Genomic DNA, 17,189 nt, shown 5'->3' on the forward strand with positions numbered 1-17,189 from the left:
CGCGCACGTCCGGTTGCCCGCGCTCGCGTACGCACCCGGGCGTAGGCTGCCGCCCCATGCCCCTCTCGCAGCCCCCGCCACCGCGCGGGACGCTCCTGCACATCGCCGAGCGCCGCCACTGGGAATCGGCGCGCGACGCGGGTGTGTCGTACGCCATGTCGACCCTCGGCCGGACCCTGGACGAGGAGGGCTTCGTCCACTGCTCGTCCGACCTGGCGCAGGCCGAGGGCGTCCTGGAGCGCTTCTACGCCGGCGTCGACCGCGCCGGCCTCCTGCTGCTGGTCATCGACGTCTCCAGGCTCGACGCTCCCGTCCGCCACGAGCCGGCGGACGGGAGCCTCTTCCCCCACGTGTACGGCCCGATCCCGCTTTCCGCCGTAATTGATGTCAGGCCAGTCCCCGGGAGCCGGTAAGCTGGCCCGCGGAGGATTCGCCTAGTGGCCTAGGGCGCACGCTTGGAAAGCGTGTTGCGTGCAAGCGCTCGCGAGTTCGAATCTCGCATCCTCCGCTCGCCCGACGAGGCAGACGCGTCAGGGCAGGCACGTCGAGGGCGGCACCCGCACCGGGTGCCGCCCTCACTGCTTTTCCGGCGCCTCGGGGGCCCGGCGGCGCTTCTCGGCGAGCTCGTCGTTCAGGACGTTCAGGAAGCGCATGACGGTGCGGAGCTCGGCCTCGTCGAAGCGGGCGCGGGCGGCGTCGGTGCCGCGCGCCAGCGGGTGGAAGAACTCGCGGGCGACCGCCTTCCCGTGTGGCGCGTAGTGCAGGTGGACGACGCGGCGGTCGGCGGTGTCGCGGGCGCGCCGGATGTGCCCGCCGCGTTCCAGCCGGTCGAGGACGGCCGTGACCGCGCCCGAGGTGAGGTTGAGGCGCTCGCGCAGCCGGCCCGGGGTGAGCGGGCCGCCCTCCTCGTCCCCGTCCAGGATCGCCACCAGGGCCAGGACGTCGGTGCCGTGCAGGTTCTGGGCCCGCGCGAACTCGTGGGTGATCCGGTTGAACTCGCCGTTCAGGCGGCGGAGCTGGACGGCGAAGGCCCGCAGGTCCGTCGCCGTGAAGTCGTTCCCGTCCGTACCGGGGTCGTTCCCGTCCGTACCGCACCTCCCGCTAGAGTCGATATCTCAATCATCAAGATACTTAATCGCTGAGTTTCGGGGAACAGGGAGCGGATGGCGAACAAGGTACGCGGCGCCCGGTGGGCCCTCCCGGCCCTGCTGCTCGTCGTCTGGCTGGGGATCGGCGGAGCGCTGGGACCGTACGCGGGCAAGCTCGGCGAGGTCGCCACGAACGATCAGGGTTCGTTCCTGCCCGAGAGCGCCGAGTCCACACGGGTGCTCGACGCGCAGCGGGCGTTCCAGGCGGAGCAGGCGCTGCCGGCGATCGTGGTGTGGGAGGCGCGGGGCGGTGGAACGCTTCCGCCGGACGCGCGGGCCGCCGCGACCCGCGCGCTGGCCTCGCTGAACGGCTCCGCCGAGGTCGCCGGGCAGGTCTCGCCCGCGCTGCCGTCCGAGGACGGCCGGGCCGTGCAGGGCGTCGTGCCGCTGCGGCCCGAACTCGAGGACGGCCTGGAACCGGCCGTCGAGAAGATCCGCCAGGCCGCGGCCGGGGTGCCCGGGACGTCCGTCCACGTCGGCGGGCCCGCGGCGACCCAGGCCGATCTCAAGAACGCGTTCGCGGGCATCGACGGGCTGCTGCTGGGCGTGGCGCTCGGCGTCGTCCTGCTGATCCTGCTGCTGGTCTACCGCAGCGTCCTGCTGCCGCTGGTCATCATCGTGGGCGCCGTGCTCGCGCTCGCGCTGGCCTGCGCGATCGTGTACGCGCTGGCCGACCGCGGCATCGTCATGGTGGACGGCCAGGTGCAGGGCATGCTGTCGATCCTGGTCATCGGCGCGGCGACCGACTACGCGCTGCTGCTCACCGCCAGATTCCGGGAGGAACTCGGCGTACGGGACGGACGCTTCTCCGCGATCAAGGCCGCGCTGCGCCGCTCGGCGGGCGCGATCGTCGCCAGCGCCGCCACCGTCGCGCTCGGGCTGCTGGCACTGCTGCTCAGCGACCTCACGAACACGCGGGCGCTCGGCCCGGTCGGCGCGATCGGCATCGCGTGCGCCGTGCTGAGCACGCTGACGTTCCTGCCGGCGATGCTCGTGCTGCTCGGGCGGGTCGCGTACTGGCCGGCCCGGCCCCCGAAGGAGGGCGCCGAAGGGCACGCCGTCTGGCGGCGCGTCGCGGCGCTCGTGGACGCCCGGCCGCGGCGGGTCTGGATCGCGACGCTGATCCCGCTGCTGGCGTGCGCCGCGTTCATGCCGGTGCTGCGCGCCGAGGGCCTGCCGATGGACGAGACGTTCGTGAACGACACGCCGTCCGTCCAGGCGCAGCGGGCGATCGGTGAGCACTTCCCGGGCGGCTCCGGGGACCCCGCCGTCGTGATCGCCGCGGCGGGGAGCGCGGACGCGGTCGTGCGCGCGGCCCAGGGCGTGCCCGGCGTCGCCTCCGCCGCGCCGGTGACCGAGTCCGGGCGGCCCGGCGGCGGGCCGCCGAAGGTCGTGGACGGCCGGGCGCGGATCGACGTGACGCTCGCGGGCGCGTCCGACGGCGACGCCGCCAAGCGGACCGTGCAGCGGCTCCGTACGGCCGTGCACGCCGTACCGGACGCGCGGGCGATGGTCGGCGGCCGGACCGCGCAGCAGATCGACACCCAGGACACCGCCACCCGCGACCGCAACCTGATCGCGCCCGTGGTGCTGGTGATCATCCTGCTGATCCTGGTCGTGCTGCTGCGCGCGCTGGTGCTGCCGCTGCTGCTGGTGGCGACCGTGGGACTCGGCTACCTCGCCACGCTGGGCGTCACCGCGCTGGTGTTCCAAGGGCTGCTGGGCTTCTCCGGCACGGACGCGTCCGTGCCGCTGTACGGGTTCGTGTTCCTGGTGGCGCTCGGCGTCGACTACAACATCTTCCTGATGACGCGGGTACGCGAGGAGGCGCTGCGGCACGGGACGCGGGAGGGGATCCGGCGCGGGCTGACCGCGACCGGCGGCGTGATCACCTCGGCCGGGGTGGTGCTGGCCGCCACGTTCGCGGCGCTGGTGGTGATCCCGCTGGCGTTCCTGGCGCAGATCGCGTTCATCGTCGCGTTCGGCGTGCTGCTGGACACGCTCGTCATCCGGTCGCTGCTGGTGCCGGCGCTGGCCCGCGACATCGGCCCGTCCGTGTGGTGGCCCGCGCGGCGCTCCTAGCCGGGCTCCGGGAGGCTCTGGCGGGCGTCCATGTCGTAGACGCGGGCGTGCAGGACGAGGCGCTGGTGGAGGGCGGCGCGCAGGGCGCGGTGCAGGCCGTCCTCCAGGTAGAGCTCGCCCTGCCACTGCACGACGTGGGGGAAGAGGTCGCCGTAGAAGGTGGAGTCCTTGGCCAGCAGCGACTGGAGGTCGAGCTCCCGCTTGGTGCTGACGAGCTGGTCGAGCCGCACCTGGCGAGGAGGGATCCTGGCCCAGTCACGGGACGTCATCCCGTGGTCGGGATAGGGCCTTCCGTCACCCACCGCCTTGAAGATCACCCCTTGAGTCTACGGCGTCGGGTGGGGCCGGAGAAGATGGCGCAACTGCCTCGGTCACCTCACCCAGGGTGCACGGTCAATGGCATTTCACCAGGTGAACCCCTATAACGGTCAGCGGGTCCCGGCCGCCTCCGGGACGGGCGCGGGCGCCTCCGCGGGCTTGTCCCGCCGGGGGACGGGCCGCACGTACCCCGGCCTGGCCACCCGGAGCCCGGTCAGCAGCTGCGGCACGACCAGCGCGAGCAGCAGCCCGATCGGGACCTCCCAGCCGCCGGTCGCGTCGTGCAGCACGCCGACCGCGAGCGGGCCGACTCCGGCCAGCAGGTACCCGCCGGTCTGCGCCATCCCCGACAGCCGCGCCGCGACCGCGGGCGTCGCCGCGCGCAGGCTCAGCATCGTGACCGCCAGCGGGAACGCGCTGCCGGTGGACAGCCCGAGGACGGTGACCCAGAGCCAGCCCAGCTGCGGCGCCAGCAGCAGCCCGCCGAGCCCCGTGACGTAGACGACGCTGATGGCGCCGATCAGCGGCCGCTGGTCGCGCAGCCGCGCCGCCAGCACCGGGACGACGAAGCCCAGCGGGATACCGATGATCATCATGAGCGAGACCATCGAGCCGGCCGCCGTGGCCGGGAATCCGCCGTCGCGCATGATCTCCGGCAGCCACGAGAGCAGCACGTAGAACATCAGCGAGGTGAACCCCATGAAGCCGGTCACGAACCACGCCAGGGGCACCCGCAGCAGCGTCCCCTGCTCGTCGGGGTCCGGGGCGCCGCCCGGGCCGTCCGCCTCGCGGGTTCCGGCGGGCGGGGCCGCCTCGGGGCGGCGGCGGAGGCCAGCGGGCCCCAGACGAGGACCGCGACCAGGGACGGGACGGCCCACACCGCCAGGGCCAGCCGCCAGCCGCCGGCCTCGGTCAGCGGGACGGCCAGCCCGGCGGCGATCGCGCCGCTGCCCGCCATCAGCATCATCGCCATGCCGGTGAGCGCGCCGATCCTTCGCGGGAAGACCCGCTTGATGACGGCGGGCATGAGCACGTTCCCCATGGCGATCCCGGCACCCGCCAGGACGGTGCCGGTGAACAGCGCGGGCCGGGCGGGGATCACGCGCAGGACGACGCCCGCGGTGATCATGACGAGCGAGATCGCGATGGCCGGCTCGGTGCCCAGCCGCCGCGCCAGCACGGGCGCGACGGAGGCGAACAGGCCGAGGCACAGGACCGGCAGCGTCGTCAGGACGCCGACCTCGACGCCGGACAGCCCGAACGTGGTCCGCAGGTCGGTGAGCATCGGGGAGATGCCGGTGATCGCCGCGCGCAGGTTGACCGTCAGCAGCACGAGGCCGGTGAAGGTCCACACCGCGGTGGCGCGAGTGATGCGTGGGGAGGTCATATCGCCTTCGTCGATGCCGCTCGGGAGCGGATGGATCCGGTGGTTCGTCGGCCGCGCGAGGGGCGGCGGCGGATGTTCGTCGCGGGGGACGGCTAGGACGGGGCGTCCGGGGCGGCGGAGATCTCGGAAGCCGCCGTGGTCCCGGCGGGCGCCGCGGTCGCGGTCTCGGTGGAGCGCAGGATCTCGTCCAGGCAGATGTGGGTCGCGCGGGCGGCGGCCTCGGCGTCCCCGGCCTCGATCGCCGCGGCGATGGGCCCGTGCGGGACGTCCGCCTGCTCCGGCGCGAAGCCCGCCGCGCCGCCGATGCTCGCGCGCAGCGCCGCGCTGAAGTCCCGGTACAGCTCGGTGAGGACGCCGTTGTGGGTGGCCTCGACGACCGCCGTGTGGAACGCCAGGTCGGCCTCGATGAACTCGGCGTGCGCCCCAGCGGCCCAGGTCGCGTCCCGTTCGGCCAGCGCCGCGCCGATCGCGGCGACGTCCTCCGGGGTACGGCGGGCCGCGGCGAGCCGGGCGGCCTCCACCTCCAGCCCGCGCCGTACCTCCAGGATCTCGATGATCTCGGCGGTGGCGAGCCGGCGGCGCACGGCACCGGACAGCTCGCTGGTGGCCCGGACGTACGTGCCGTCGCCCTGGAGGCACTCCAGCAGCCCGACGTGCGTCAGCGCCCGGACGGCCTCGCGGACGGTGTTCCGCCCGACGCCCAGGCTCTCCGAGAGCACCGGCTCAGGCGGGATCTTGGCGCCCACCGGCCAGTTCCCGGCGGTGATCTCGCCCCTGAGCTGGTCGATGACCTGCTCCACCAGCGACGAGCGACGGGCCGCGCGCAGTGTCAAGACTCCCCCTAGGATCCAGGGATTCCACCAATCATCCCATGTCTCCATGTTAGGACGCCCCGAGCGGGCCCGTTTATTCCAGGCGGCGGCGGATCCGGTGCGGAAGCGCTCGTTACGACACCGCTTGCGTCGCGTTGTGGGAACGGGCGGGGCGCAGCCCGGCGGCCTCCAGAGCCTGGCGGTACGCGCCGGTGGCGCCCTTGCCGTCGCCGGCGGCCTCGAACAGCTCGCCCAGCTCGCGGAACAGCTGCGCGGCCGGGCGGCCGGCGGGGAGCCGGTCGAGCTCGCCCACGGCGGTGCGCAGGACGACCAGCGCGGCCGTCGGGTCCTGCTGGGCGAGCCGCGCGCGGGCCAGGACGGCGCGGGCCTGCGTGGTCTTCCGCACGTGGGCGGCGACGTCGCCCGCCGGGACGCTGTTCAGGTGGTCGAGGTCGGCGGAGGGCGGGGCGGCCAGCGCCCGGCCGGTATCGAGGAACTTCTCCAGCAGCGCGATCGCCTTCTCGGGGCGCCCGACCAGGACGAGCGCGCGCGCCCGCTCGATCGTGCTCTCGATCCCCTCGGCCCCTTCCAGGGCGGCGGTGCCGCGCAGCAGCTCGATGGCCTCCTCGGCCGCCGCCGTGCGCGCGCTCTCGTTCCGCCGCAGGGCGGAGGACGCTTCCGTGCCGTTCTCCTCGGCGGAGAACGGGGCGACGCCGCGCAGCAGCGCCTTCGCGCCGGCGAGGTTGAGGCGGGCGCGGGCCAGCGTGGGCGTGACGCCGCCGTGGGCGGTCAGGGCCTGGTCGGCGAAGTAGAGGGCGTCGCCGACCGATCCCTCCTCCAGCGCGCGGGAGCTGGCCCGCTGGTACGCGCGGGTCGGCTCGGTCTCCTCGCCCTCGTCACCGCCGCCGGGCGGGGCGCCCAGCACGCGGCGTCCCAGAGCGTGCGCGCGGACGGGATCGGAGCGGTCCACGTAGGCCAGCAGCAGGATCCGCCCGACCTCCGTGTACTCGTGGCCGGTGCGCAGCCTGAGCTGGCCCAGCCGGGCCAGCGCCCGTTCGGCGAGCGCGATGGCCTGCCCCAGGTCGCCGACCGCGTGGTAGCAGCGGGCCAGCGCGATCACCGGCGGCAGCCAGCTCGCCCGGCCCGGGTCGCGCTCGGCCTGCTCGCGCAGCTCCTCGAACAGCGCGATGGCCTCGGCGGTACGGCCCAGCTCCTCCAGCGCGCGGGCGCGGCCCCAGCGGGCCCGGGAGGTCAGGTCGGGGTCGTCGCTGCGCGCGAGGACGTCGTCGAAGCCGCTCTCCGCCGTCGCCGCGTCACCGGCCAGCAGGGCCAGGTGCGCGTGCCGTTCCCGGACCTCCAGATGGGCGCGCTGCTCCGGCTCGACGCCCTCGGCTAGGTACTCCGGAGTGCAGCCGAGGCGTTCCGCGAGCATCCGCAGGACGGTCGGCGTGGGCGTGCGCTTTCCGGACTCGATCAACGAGATATAGCTGTCGGAGAGGTCGTGACCGGCGAGCTGTGCCTGCGACAAGCGTCTGGTCAGCCGCAGGTTGCGGACACGTTCGCCGACATTGCCTGGACCCGGCATGTGGACTCACTTAGCGGAAGTAAACAGGCGGCTGGGGTGCCGACATGATTGCACATTGCGGGTCGCCCCACATCGTGAGCAACCAAGCGGCACGACATGGAATCACCTGGACGAGCCCGGCGTCAGCCCTTCGCCGGCGACCCGTGGCCGGGGGGCCGGTACGCCGTTCCGGCTCGGGGATCAGCCGCGCTCCCAGGGGATCTCTCTTACCGTAGCCGGTCCGCTGCCGCGCGGACGGCGATGCCCCTAATTCGAGGCCCTAGGGCCCGAAAAGCCCGTACAAAACCCTCAATGTCCCCACATGTCACGACCGCGACTTAGTCGTCGGCGGACGCGTTCTTGTTCGGGAAGATCATCTCGCAGACCTCGAGGTACAGCTGCTCGGGATACGGCAGGTAGTCGACCGTGTCGAGCGCCTGGTCCTGGCCCGCCGACTCAAGCACGAAGTCCCCGTACCCGAGCATCCGGCCGGCGATCGTCCGGCGGAAGCTCATGTCGGTGACCTTGGCCAGCGGCATCATCGCCACCTTGCGGGTGATCAGCCCGGTGGTCAGCAGCATCCGCTGGTTGGTGATCACGAAGTAGTCGACCGACCACTCGGCGACCCGCCAGACGAACCACGCCAGCAGGATCAGCCAGCCCCACCAGATCCAGGCGGTGACCTCGGCGACGGTGTTGCTCAGCACACCGGCGATGATCAGCCCGGCCAGCACCAGGCCGACCGGGAGCATCAGCACGGCGGGATGCCGCCGCACCGTGATGACCTGCGTCTCGTGCGGGAGAAGGTACTTGTTGACCGAGGCCGGGGCGGAGTCGCCGGGCGTCACCAGCCGCATCGCCGCCTCCTCAGGTCAGCTCGGTGACGAAGGTGGCCATCGCGCCGGCCGCCGAGGCGATCCCTTCGGCGGCGCTGCGCACCGAGCCGGCGGCGCCGTCGGGCTGCTTGATCACATAGAACGCCACGAAGGCCGCGGCAGCCCACGTGAAGTACTTCTTGGCGGGCAAGGCAGCCTCCCGGAGCGAATGACCCACAGACCCCAGATCAGTTTCGCACAGCCCCGATGTGCCGCAAAGTAACGCCTATGGCGCGTTGCCGAGGGTCGGACGCGACCCCTGGCGGCGGCGCTCGGCCGCCACGACCGCGAGCACCTGGAGGTGCTTGCGCGCGATCCGTTCCACCAGGTCCGGCGACGCCGCCCCGGTGACCTCCTCCGCCCCGTGCCGGGCCGCCTCGACGCAGCGCGCCACCGTGTCGGCGGCGTGCACGTTCGCGAACTCCTTGGTGAGGCGGCCGCCGACCTGCGCGTACCCGGCCTCGCCGGCCGCCGCCGCTTCCTGGTGCGCGGCGTCCTCGCGGTCCGGCCGCCCGCTGTCCCCTTGGTGAGCCATTGCGCTTCCTAGAGCCTCGCTCGCGCCGCTCCGGTCCCGAACGGTCCCCATGTATGCCGGGGCGGCGGAGAGGAACGATCGATGACGTTCCGTGGCTGCTTATTACCCAGGGTCACCTATGCGCGAACATCGCGCGAAGTGGTCCGCGATCTGCCGCTAGACCACGCCGTAGAGGCGGTCGCCCGCGTCGCCGAGCCCGGGGACGATGAAGCCCTGCTCGTTCAGGTGCGCGTCCACCGCGGCCGTCACCACGCGGATCGGCACCCGGGTGCCGTCGAACGCCTGCTCCATGTACTTCAGGCCCTCGGGCGCCGCCAGCAGGCAGATCGCCGTGACGTGGTCCGCGCCGCGGTCCAGCAGCAGCTGGATCGCCGCGGCGAGCGTCCCGCCGGTCGCCAGCATCGGGTCCAGGACGTAGCACTGCCGGCCGGAGAGGTCCTCGGGCAGCCGGGTGGCGTACGACTGCGCCTGGAGCGAGCCCTCGTCCCGGATCATGCCGAGGAAGCCGACCTCGGCGGTCGGCAGCAGCCGGGTCATCCCGTCCAGCATCCCCAGGCCCGCGCGCAGGATCGGCACGACCAGCGGCTTGGGGCTGGCGAGCTGCACGCCCTCCGCCTCGACGAGCGGCGTCCGCACGGTGGCCTGGGCGACCCGCACGTCCCGGGTGGCCTCGTAGGCCAGCAGCGTGACCAGCTCGTCGGCCAGGCGGCGGAACGTGGGCGAGTCGGTGTTCACGTCCCGCAGGGTGGTGAGCTTGTGCGCGACGAGCGGGTGGTCGACGGCGTGGGTCTGCATGCGCACACCGTACCCGCGACGGTAGTCCCGGTCTGCCACGCTTGCCCCAAGATGGTTCCCTGGTGAGGGCAGGACATGCGCCGGACGGAGAGGATAGGAGCCCGCCGAGCGGGGCACGATGCCGTTATGACCCGAGATCGCGACCAGCAGCCGAGACGCTTCGCGTCGGCCGATGACGCCTTCCTGGAGGTCACCGGGTCGCGCGCGGGCGCCAGGCGCGTCCGCGGCGAGGGTACGCGCCGTACGCCCGGCGGGCGGCCCCCACCGCGCGGCGGGAACGCCGCGGGCGCCGAGGAGAGCGCACACGACCAGAGCGACCAGGACGACCCGAGCGACCAAGAGGACCGGGACGACCGGGACGCGGCCACCGGAGCCGCCGCCGGCCGGGAGCCGAGCGGCGGGCGGGAACCGGAGACCGGGCGGGAACGGGACGAGGACGGGCCGGAAGAGCCGCCGGCGCGGGAGAGCGACCCCGCCGCGCCCGATCCCGAGGAGGTCCGCGACCATCTGCGCCGCCGCGCCATCTTCCTGCGCGAGCTGGCCGAGGCCAGGGAGCTGCGCGAGCGCGTGACCCCGCACCGTTCGCGGCGGGCCCGGATCCACGCGGCACTGCGCCGCCGTACGTTCCGGCTGCACTGACCGGCCGCGGCGCCCCCGCGCCACCCCGCGCCGGCCGGCCGCGCGGAGGCGACCGAGTACCCTCGGCCGAGGCGCCGGCGGGCGGCGCTGTCTCCACGCCTCACATCCGGTCAGGGAACCGAGTTTGGGCGTGGGGGGCACGAGGAGGCGCCGCATCTGCGAGCATGCCGTGGCAGGATCGGCGCCGGTGGGGTGGAAATGACGGATGTGGACGCGACGGACTTCGCCGTCGTGGTGTACCGGGAGGACGAGCGCTGGGAGGCCGAGGTCCTTCCCGTGGCACTGACGGAGGACCTCTCGGGACTGGTCCATGCGCTGCGCCAGCAGCCCAGCCTCGGCGGGACGATCGGGCTGGTGTCGGTGGGCGACGACTTCTTCGTCGCGATCCGGCTGCTCGGCGACGAGGTGATGGTCTTCCTCTCCGACGTGACCGCCTCGGTCGACTGGCCGCTGGCCGGGCAGGTGCTGGAGCACCTCGACATCCCGATCCCCGAGGACGAGGAGCTCGACCAGGTCCTCCCCGTGGGCGACATGTCGATCTTCGCCGATCTGGGTCTGGACGAGATGGAGCTCGGCGCGATCTCCGGCGACCTGGAGCTCTACCCGGACGAGATGCTGCTCAGCATCGCGGGCCGGCTCGGCTTCGCCGCCGCGTTCGAGCGCGCGCTGGACGCGTTCGGCTGAGAAATCGGCGCCGCTCCCGGATCAGGGGCGCTCAAGGGGTGTGACCGGCGCAATCCCGTGGGTCACAATGAGCGGGTGTCCTACTTCGCCGCCGTCTTCGCCCGTACCCCGCAGGGCTGGGTCGGGACCGAGGCCGTACTCGCCGAGGTCGAGGGGATCGACGACGTCACCGACCTGATGCGCGAGGCCGCCGTCGAGTCGTACGGCGACGCCGTCGTGCTGCTGATCGAGGAGGACGACGACTGGTTCGCCGTCCTCCGGCTGGACGGGGAGAGCGAGCCGCAGGCGTTCGTGTCGGCCATGCGCGAGGACGGCATGTGCGGGCTCTTCCACCAGCTGGTGGGGGAGGTCCCGGACGGCGACGCGGGCGGCGACCCGGGGCTGCTGGAGGATCTCGGCGTCGACACCAAGCGGCTCGGCGAGCTGGGCGAGCGGGCGCTGCCGGGCGACGCGCTGCTGACGGTGGCCGAGCTCGCCGGGTTCGGCGAGGAGTTCGACCGGCTCCGTGACTAGCGGACGGCGGCGGCCGGGGCGCGCGCGGTGACGGAGATCACTCCTGAGGAGGAGTTCGCGGCTCCCATGCGGCTGGCCCTCGCCGAGGCGCGCCTGGCCGGGGAGGCCGGTGACGTTCCCGTGGGCGCCGTCGTCCTGGACGCGTCCGGAACGGTGATCGGCAAGGGCCGCAACGACCGGCAGCGCACCGCGGACCCCACCGGCCACGCCGAGATCGTCGCGATGCGCGCCGCCGCGGCCGTCCTCGGCGGCTGGCGCCTCTCCGGCTGCACGCTCGTGGTCACCCTGGAGCCGTGCACGATGTGCGCGGGCGCGTCCGTGCAGGCGCGCGTGGACCGCATCGTGTACGGCGCGGTGGACCTCAAGGCGGGCGCGGTGGGCTCGCTGTGGGACGTCGTACGGGACCGCCGCCTCAACCACCGTCCCGAGGTCTTCGCGGAGGTACTGGCCGACGAGTGCGGTTCTCTGCTTTCCGAGTTCTTCGCGCACCGCAGAGTCGGGTAGGCTCTCCCGCGGTGGTGTCGCCTAGTGGACGAGGGCGCACGCCTCGAAAGCGTGTGAAGGGCAACCTTCCGTGGGTTCGAATCCCACCACCACCGCCTCACCGAGAAGGCCCCCGTATTCGGGGGCCTTCTTCGTTTCTCAGCCGATCGTGACCAGGGCGACGCCCGCGACGGCCACCGCCAGACCGAGGCGCTGGACGGCGCGGAGCCGCTCGCTGTAGGCGATCCTGGCCAGCAGCACGGTGATCGCCGGGTACAGCGAGGTGAGGACCGCGGCGAGGCTGAGCATGCCCTGCTGCGCGGCGACGAAGTACAGCCCGTTCGCGGACGCGTCCAGGATCCCCGACAGCACCGCGAGGCCGATCAGCAGCCGGCCCGAGACCGGCGGGCCCTGGTTGCCGCCCGCCCTGGCCAGCAGGAACAGCGCCGTACCGATCACGACGAGGTTACCGACCCGGGCCGAGACCAGGGGCCACAGCCCGCCGCCGTCGCCCGCCGCCTCCAGCAGGATGAAGAAGATCCCGAAGCAGGTGCCGGAGATCCCCGCCATCAGCGGGCCGCCGTCGTACCACCGGACCGCCTTCCTGGCCTCGGCGCCCGGGTCGTCCTTCTCCATGCTGACCAGGCCGATCGCCACCAGGCACAGCAGCACCCCGGCGAGGACGGTGGTGTCCAGGCGTTCCCCTCGGAGCGTGCCGACGGCGACCGGGAGCACGGCCGAGGCCAGCGCCGACACCGGGGCGACGACGCTCATCGGGCCGCGGGCGAGCGCCCGGTAGAACGTGATCAGGCCGAGCCCGCCCGCCAGCCCGGCACCGAACCCCCAGGCCAGCGACGGCGCGGTGGGGCGGCCACCGATGATCACAGCGGCCGCCAGCACCACCACCAGGCCGACCGGCACGCACCATGCCAGCGCCTTCAGCGCGGTCGACCGGCGGGAGACGGCGCCGCCGAGGAAGTCCGCGACGCCGTAGGCGAGGGCCGCCCCCAGCGCCAGCACAGTCACCATCAGGCGCCGCCGATCAGGCGGCTCTCGATCCGCGCGTCCGGGCTGAACTCGCGGAGCCGCGCCGCCAGCGCCTCCCCGGCCTCGTGGAGCCGCTCCAGCGGGTACGGCTCCAGGCGCTCCAGCAGGAAGAGCGCGTTCTCCGTGGACTCGGTGATGCGGGTGCGGACGCCCTGCCGCCAGTTCCAGCGCCGGCAGGTCACGCCGAGGTCGTCGCGCCACACCACCTCGCCGGCCGCCGGGTGCTCCGTGGCGGGCTCCCCGCCGGCGACCGTGTCGAACGGCTCGTCGCCGGTCGCCCGGACGAGCCGCGCCGCGCCCTGGTAGGCGTCGAGGTCCTCGCCGCCGATCGGCAGCACGTACTCGACGCTGACCGCGTTGTAGGCGTCCACGACCCTGTTGATGGAGGGCAGCGCGTCGGCCCGGCGCAGCAGGGCGTCGACGGACGACCGTGTCCGCTGGGGCTTGGCGCCGAACCCGCGGTACGCCTCCCGCCACGCCTCCACGTGCGGGTCCTGCGCGGCGCCCTCGGGCACCTTGACGGTCACCTCGCCGCCCGGCCCGTTCACCAGGCCCTCGGCGGTCATGGCGAGCACCGCCACATCGGGACGCAGGTCCCGTACCGCCTGCTCGATGACGATCCGCTCCAGCATCGCACCCTCCGTCCGGTCATTTTAGTGAACCCTATATACCATTCTAACGACCACACTCTAGGGTTGTGACCGTGAGCGATCAGGACGCCATCGGAGAAGCGGTGGCCAGGACCGTACGGGCACTGCGCGCCGGCCACGGCTGGAGCCTCGACGAGCTGGCCGGCCGCGCCGGGGTGAGCAAGGGCGTACTGGTCGGTCTGGAGCAGGGACGCGGCAACCCCAACCTCGGTACGCTCATTCGCATCTCGGACGCGCTGGGCGTACCGCTGACCCGGCTCGTGCAGGTGGAGGAGCAGCCGCCCGTACGGGTGTTCCAGCCCGAACGGCACGTGGTCCTGTGGGAGGGCCCGGCCGGCGGCACCGGCACGCTCCTGGGCGGCAGCGATCCGCGGCCGTCCCTGGAGCTGTGGCGCTGGGAGCTGCGGGCCGGGGAGGTCAGGGAGAGCGACGCGCACGTACCCGGGACCAAGGAGATCGTGTACGTGGAGGAAGGGGTCCTCACCCTCACCGTGGACGGCCGCAGCGACACCCTCCGGGCCGGCACCGCCGCCGTCTTCGTCGGCGACCGCCCCCACGCGTACGGCAACGCGGGGGACACCGGCCTGCGGTTCGTCCTCGCCGTCCTGGACCCGTGACGCGGGATCCTTGGAGCGGGCCAGCGCGTTGAAGGAGTGTGCAGCCGGTGAACGGAAGCGAGACCCAAGGCGTCTCCGGAACGGTCATGGCCCTCGGCTCCGGTACCGCCTGGCAGGTCGTCTCCCCCGCCGCCCTGGAGGCCCCGCACCTGCTCGCCGCGGTCGCCGTCGGTTCCCCCGGCGAGGTCTGGGTCGCCGGCCACGCCCGCTCCCGCCCGCTGATCGCCCGCTGGGACGGCGCGTCCTGGACGACGCCGCCCGCGCCGCCGCCCGAACCGGCCCACATCGGCGCCGGCTTCCAGGGCATCGACGCCGACCCGGAACGCGCCATCGCCGTCGGCGGCGCCTATGACCGCGTCACCGCCGGCGAGGTCCCGCTGATCCGGCACTGGAACGGCGCCTCCTGGCAGGACCACGCCCCGGAGGAGACGGGCTACGTCCTCACCGACGTCGCCCTCTTCCCCGGCGCGGCCTGGGCCGTGGGCCACGGCCTCCCCTGGAACGTCCCAGGCCCGGTGGCCCTGCACCACTCCGAGGGCTCGTGGCGGCTCGTCCCGCTGCCGCCCGTCCCCAAGGGCAGGCTCCTCGCCGTCTCCGGCACCGCCCCCGACGACGTCTGGGCCGTCGGCGCCGCCGACCGCGGCGCCCTGATCATGCACTACGACGGCCGCGCCTGGACCCGCGTCGCCGCCCCCTCGACGCGCTTCCCCCTCACCGACGTCGTGGCGCTCTCCCCGTCCGACGCCTGGGCCGTCGGCCGCGACCGCGTCCTGCACTGGAACGGCCGCAAATGGAGCCGTACCAGGACGCCGGTGACCTCCGCCAACACCATCACCGCCCGTGCCGCCGACGACATCTGGGTCGCGGGCGGCCACGGCGAACTCGCCCACTACGACGGCACCCGCTGGACCCTGACCGACTCCCCCCAGGGAACCACCGCCGTCTGGCTGGCCTCCGCCTCCTCCGGCACCACCACCTGGCTGACCGGCTCCCACCAGGCCACCCGCCAAACCCCGACAACCCCGCCCCAGAGCATCTCCGCAGAGTCTTAGGCTTCGTCCTTGGCGTCAGGCCGTGGACGGCCTTCCTTCCGGCGGGCAAAGCGGCGATCGCTGCATCGCTCCGACTCGCCCAGGGATCAGGGCCTCGCTTGCGCTCGCCCCTGCCTTCGGACGCGATCGCAACGCCTGGGGTCCACACCGCCTGAGCAGGCCGGCTCAGGTGGGTGAGAGGGGTTATCGGCGGGTACCTGCCATGTTCTTGCCCGGCGGCTCTGTCGCCGGTGCGTTCGCGTGTGCTCGCGGTGCGGAGATCGGCTCGGGTCTCAGATGCGGACGGGCATGGCCAGGTAGCGGAAGCCGGTGTCCTCGCCGGTGTCGGTGGCGTGGTCGTCGTCGGTCTTGTCGGGGACGGCGCTGAGGAGAGCGGCCTTGGTGGGGGCGGTGCACTGGAGGCGGGCGAACTCGGTGTCGACGCCGGCCAGGCCGTCCAGGAGGTACTGGGGGCTGAAGGCGATGTCGATGTCGTCGCCGTCCAGGAGGGCGGGGAGGCTCTCGTTGGCGCGGGCGTTGTCGCCGGAGGCGGCGCGGACGCGGACCTCGCCGGGCGTGAAGGCCAGCCGTACGGGGGTGTTGCGCTCGGTGACCAGGGCGACGCGCTTGATGGCCTCGATGAACGGGGCGACGCGGACGCGGGCGGTGGTCGTCCAGGTGCCGGTGAGGCGGGAGCGGTAGTCGATGAACTGGTCGTCGAGCAGGCGGGTGGTCATGCTGCGGCCGCCGCCGGAGACGCCGATCAGCACGTCGCCGGAACCGGACAGGTCGAGGGTGACCTCGGCGCCGGGCTTGATGGCCTTGGCGGTGTCGGCGAGGGTGCGGGCGGGGACGACCACGCCGGCGGTGAAGGCGGGGTCGGCGGGCGTCCAGGTGAGTTCGCGGGCGGCGATGCGGTAGCGGTCGGTGCAGGCCATCCGCATGGTGGCGCCGTCGATGTCGAGCCGGACGCCGGTCAGCATGGGGAGGGTGTCGTCGCGGCCGGCGGCGGGGGTGACCTGGGCGACGGCGGCGGCTAACAGGTCGCCGGGGACGGTGCCGGCGTGCGCGGGCGGCTCAGGGAGGGCGGGGTAGTCCTCGACGGGCAGGGGGAGCAGGCCGAACTCGGCGCTGCCGCACGTGAGGACGACCTCGGAGCCCTTCAGCGCGACGTCGACGTCGTGCGGCGGGAGGCTGCGGACGATCTCGGCGAGGAGGCGGCCGGGCACCAGCGCGCGGCCCGGCTCGGTGACGGTGACGTCCTCGCCGGTCAGGACGGCCTGGGCGGAGACCTCGTAGTCGAAGCCGGCGAGGGACAGCGCGCCGTCGGACGCCTCGATCAGCAGGCCCGCCAGGACGGGGAGGGCGGGCCGCGACGGCAGCGTGCGCGCCGCCCACGCCACCGCGTCCGCGAGCGCCTGCCGATCGACCCGGAACTCCATCGTGCCCCCTCGTCGCGCTGAAAGCCGTGCACCGGGAACGGTAGCGGCCGGGTCCGACAACTAGAAGAGAGTCTCGGTTTTCACGCGCTTCTCGAAGTCGAGGAGGTAGCGCTTGCGGTCGAGGCCGCCGCCGTAGCCGGTGAGGCCGCCGGTGGAGCCGACGACGCGGTGGCAGGGGACGATGATGCTGATCGGGTTGCGGCCGTTGGCGAGGCCGACGGCGCGGGAGGCGCTGGGCTTGCCGAGCTCCCGCGCCAGGGTGCCGTACGTGACGGTCTCGCCGTACGGGATCTCCAGGAGGGCGTTCCAGACGCGCTGCTGGAACGGGGTGCCCTGGAAGGCGACGGGGAGTGTGAACGTGGTGAGTTCGCCCGCGAAGTAGGCGCTGAGCTGCTCGGCTATGGGGGTGAACGTGGCGTCGCCGTCAGCAGGAACGCCAAAGGTCTCCTCTGGGGGGCGGTGCCGCTGGGCGTTCATGTAGAGGCCCGTCAGGGCGTTGCCGGTCATCACCAGGGTGAGGGGGCCGACGGGGCTCTCGATCGTCGTGTGCGTGCGCATGGTGTTCTC

The 17,189-nt window shown here is 73.4% G+C and carries 20 protein-coding genes, 2 tRNA genes and 1 pseudogene; 10 read left to right on the forward strand and 13 right to left on the reverse strand.

Features of this window, described 5'->3' with window-relative positions; translation table 11 throughout:
• Positions 1–56 precede the first annotated feature (56 nt).
• Positions 57–413 (forward strand): DUF952 domain-containing protein, encoded by a 357-nt coding sequence (locus ACA361_RS19895; RefSeq protein WP_375013737.1) that lies wholly within the window; start codon positions 57–59, stop codon positions 411–413.
• 10 nt (positions 414–423) lie between these two features.
• A tRNA-Ser gene (locus ACA361_RS19900) sits at positions 424–508 on the forward strand.
• 67 nt (positions 509–575) lie between these two features.
• Here ACA361_RS19900 and ACA361_RS19905 read toward each other — a convergent pair.
• A complete protein-coding gene (locus tag ACA361_RS19905; RefSeq protein WP_375014229.1) occupies positions 576–1,112 on the reverse strand; it encodes a MarR family winged helix-turn-helix transcriptional regulator in 537 nt (178 codons plus the stop codon).
• Between the two features lie 51 nt (positions 1,113–1,163).
• On the opposite strand from ACA361_RS19905, the gene ACA361_RS19910 reads away from it, so the two are divergent.
• Complete coding sequence (locus ACA361_RS19910; protein WP_375013739.1) at positions 1,164–3,230, forward strand: MMPL family transporter; 2,067 nt, start codon at positions 1,164–1,166, stop codon at positions 3,228–3,230.
• Here ACA361_RS19910 and ACA361_RS19915 read toward each other — a convergent pair.
• The 8 genes and pseudogenes from ACA361_RS19915 to upp all read right to left on the reverse strand — a co-directional run bounded on the left by ACA361_RS19915 (position 3,227) and on the right by upp (position 9,516).
• A complete protein-coding gene (locus ACA361_RS19915) occupies positions 3,227–3,547 on the reverse strand; it encodes a type II toxin-antitoxin system VapB family antitoxin (protein ID WP_375013740.1) in 321 nt (106 codons plus the stop codon). The two genes, ACA361_RS19910 and ACA361_RS19915, sit on opposite strands and share 4 nt — an antisense overlap.
• Positions 3,548–3,658: 111 nt before the next feature.
• Positions 3,659–4,935 (reverse strand): annotated as a pseudogene (locus tag ACA361_RS19920) (CynX/NimT family MFS transporter).
• Between the two features lie 92 nt (positions 4,936–5,027).
• Positions 5,028–5,768, reverse strand: a complete 741-nt coding sequence (locus ACA361_RS19925; RefSeq protein WP_375013742.1) for a FadR/GntR family transcriptional regulator — start codon at positions 5,766–5,768, stop codon at positions 5,028–5,030.
• Positions 5,769–5,880: 112 nt separating this feature from the next.
• Entirely contained in the window at positions 5,881–7,332 is a 1,452-nt protein-coding gene (locus ACA361_RS19930) for a helix-turn-helix domain-containing protein (RefSeq protein ID WP_375013744.1), read from the reverse strand.
• 317 nt (positions 7,333–7,649) lie between these two features.
• A complete protein-coding gene (locus tag ACA361_RS19935) occupies positions 7,650–8,168 on the reverse strand; it encodes a PH domain-containing protein (RefSeq protein WP_375013746.1) in 519 nt (172 codons plus the stop codon).
• Positions 8,169–8,178: 10 nt separating this feature from the next.
• Positions 8,179–8,337, reverse strand: a complete 159-nt coding sequence (locus tag ACA361_RS19940) for a hypothetical protein (RefSeq protein WP_366622000.1) — start codon at positions 8,335–8,337, stop codon at positions 8,179–8,181.
• A gap of 75 nt (positions 8,338–8,412) precedes the next feature.
• Entirely contained in the window at positions 8,413–8,721 is a 309-nt protein-coding gene (locus tag ACA361_RS19945) for a hypothetical protein (RefSeq protein ID WP_375013749.1), read from the reverse strand.
• A gap of 156 nt (positions 8,722–8,877) precedes the next feature.
• Positions 8,878–9,516, reverse strand: a complete 639-nt coding sequence (gene upp, locus ACA361_RS19950) for a uracil phosphoribosyltransferase (RefSeq protein WP_375013751.1) — start codon at positions 9,514–9,516, stop codon at positions 8,878–8,880.
• 126 nt (positions 9,517–9,642) lie between these two features.
• Between upp and ACA361_RS19955 the strand changes: the two genes are divergently transcribed.
• From ACA361_RS19955 to ACA361_RS19975, 5 genes are all read left to right on the forward strand, one after another.
• On the forward strand, positions 9,643–10,155 hold the full coding sequence (locus tag ACA361_RS19955) for a hypothetical protein (RefSeq protein WP_375013753.1): 513 nt from the start codon (positions 9,643–9,645) through the stop codon (positions 10,153–10,155).
• Positions 10,156–10,353: 198 nt separating this feature from the next.
• Positions 10,354–10,839 carry a tRNA adenosine deaminase-associated protein gene (locus ACA361_RS19960; RefSeq protein WP_366621992.1) on the forward strand — a complete coding sequence of 162 codons (486 nt, stop codon included), beginning with the start codon at positions 10,354–10,356 and terminating at the stop codon, positions 10,837–10,839.
• 75 nt (positions 10,840–10,914) lie between these two features.
• On the forward strand, positions 10,915–11,352 hold the full coding sequence (locus ACA361_RS19965; RefSeq protein WP_366621990.1) for a tRNA adenosine deaminase-associated protein: 438 nt from the start codon (positions 10,915–10,917) through the stop codon (positions 11,350–11,352).
• 66 nt (positions 11,353–11,418) lie between these two features.
• A complete protein-coding gene (gene tadA / locus ACA361_RS19970) occupies positions 11,419–11,856 on the forward strand; it encodes a tRNA adenosine(34) deaminase TadA (RefSeq protein WP_375014231.1) in 438 nt (145 codons plus the stop codon).
• Positions 11,857–11,866: 10 nt separating this feature from the next.
• Positions 11,867–11,951, forward strand: a tRNA-Ser gene (locus ACA361_RS19975).
• Between the two features lie 43 nt (positions 11,952–11,994).
• On the opposite strand, the gene ACA361_RS19980 is transcribed toward ACA361_RS19975, so the two are convergent.
• Positions 11,995–12,864 (reverse strand): EamA family transporter, encoded by an 870-nt coding sequence (locus ACA361_RS19980; protein WP_375013755.1) that lies wholly within the window; start codon positions 12,862–12,864, stop codon positions 11,995–11,997.
• Positions 12,864–13,514 carry a B3/4 domain-containing protein gene (locus ACA361_RS19985; RefSeq protein ID WP_375013757.1) on the reverse strand — a complete coding sequence of 217 codons (651 nt, stop codon included), beginning with the start codon at positions 13,512–13,514 and terminating at the stop codon, positions 12,864–12,866. The genes ACA361_RS19980 and ACA361_RS19985 overlap by 1 nt, the downstream gene beginning before the upstream one ends.
• A gap of 71 nt (positions 13,515–13,585) precedes the next feature.
• On the opposite strand from ACA361_RS19985, the gene ACA361_RS19990 reads away from it, so the two are divergent.
• The gene (locus ACA361_RS19990; RefSeq protein WP_375013758.1) at positions 13,586–14,149 is read left to right on the forward strand and encodes a helix-turn-helix domain-containing protein; all 564 of its coding nucleotides are present in this window, start codon (positions 13,586–13,588) and stop codon (positions 14,147–14,149) included.
• Between the two features lie 47 nt (positions 14,150–14,196).
• The gene (locus ACA361_RS19995; protein ID WP_375013759.1) at positions 14,197–15,201 is read left to right on the forward strand and encodes a hypothetical protein; all 1,005 of its coding nucleotides are present in this window, start codon (positions 14,197–14,199) and stop codon (positions 15,199–15,201) included.
• Between the two features lie 272 nt (positions 15,202–15,473).
• Here ACA361_RS19995 and dnaN read toward each other — a convergent pair whose 3' ends face one another.
• Positions 15,474–16,622, reverse strand: coding sequence for a DNA polymerase III subunit beta (dnaN, locus tag ACA361_RS20000; RefSeq protein ID WP_375013761.1), 1,149 nt, complete (start codon positions 16,620–16,622; stop codon positions 15,474–15,476).
• A 60-nt stretch (positions 16,623–16,682) separates the two neighbouring features.
• Complete coding sequence (locus ACA361_RS20005; RefSeq protein ID WP_375013763.1) at positions 16,683–17,180, reverse strand: methylated-DNA--[protein]-cysteine S-methyltransferase; 498 nt, start codon at positions 17,178–17,180, stop codon at positions 16,683–16,685.
• Positions 17,181–17,189 lie beyond the last annotated feature (9 nt).

This window comes from Actinomadura sp. 21ATH (assembly GCF_041951345.1).
Taxonomy (GTDB): Bacteria; Actinomycetota; Actinomycetes; order Streptosporangiales; family Streptosporangiaceae; genus Spirillospora.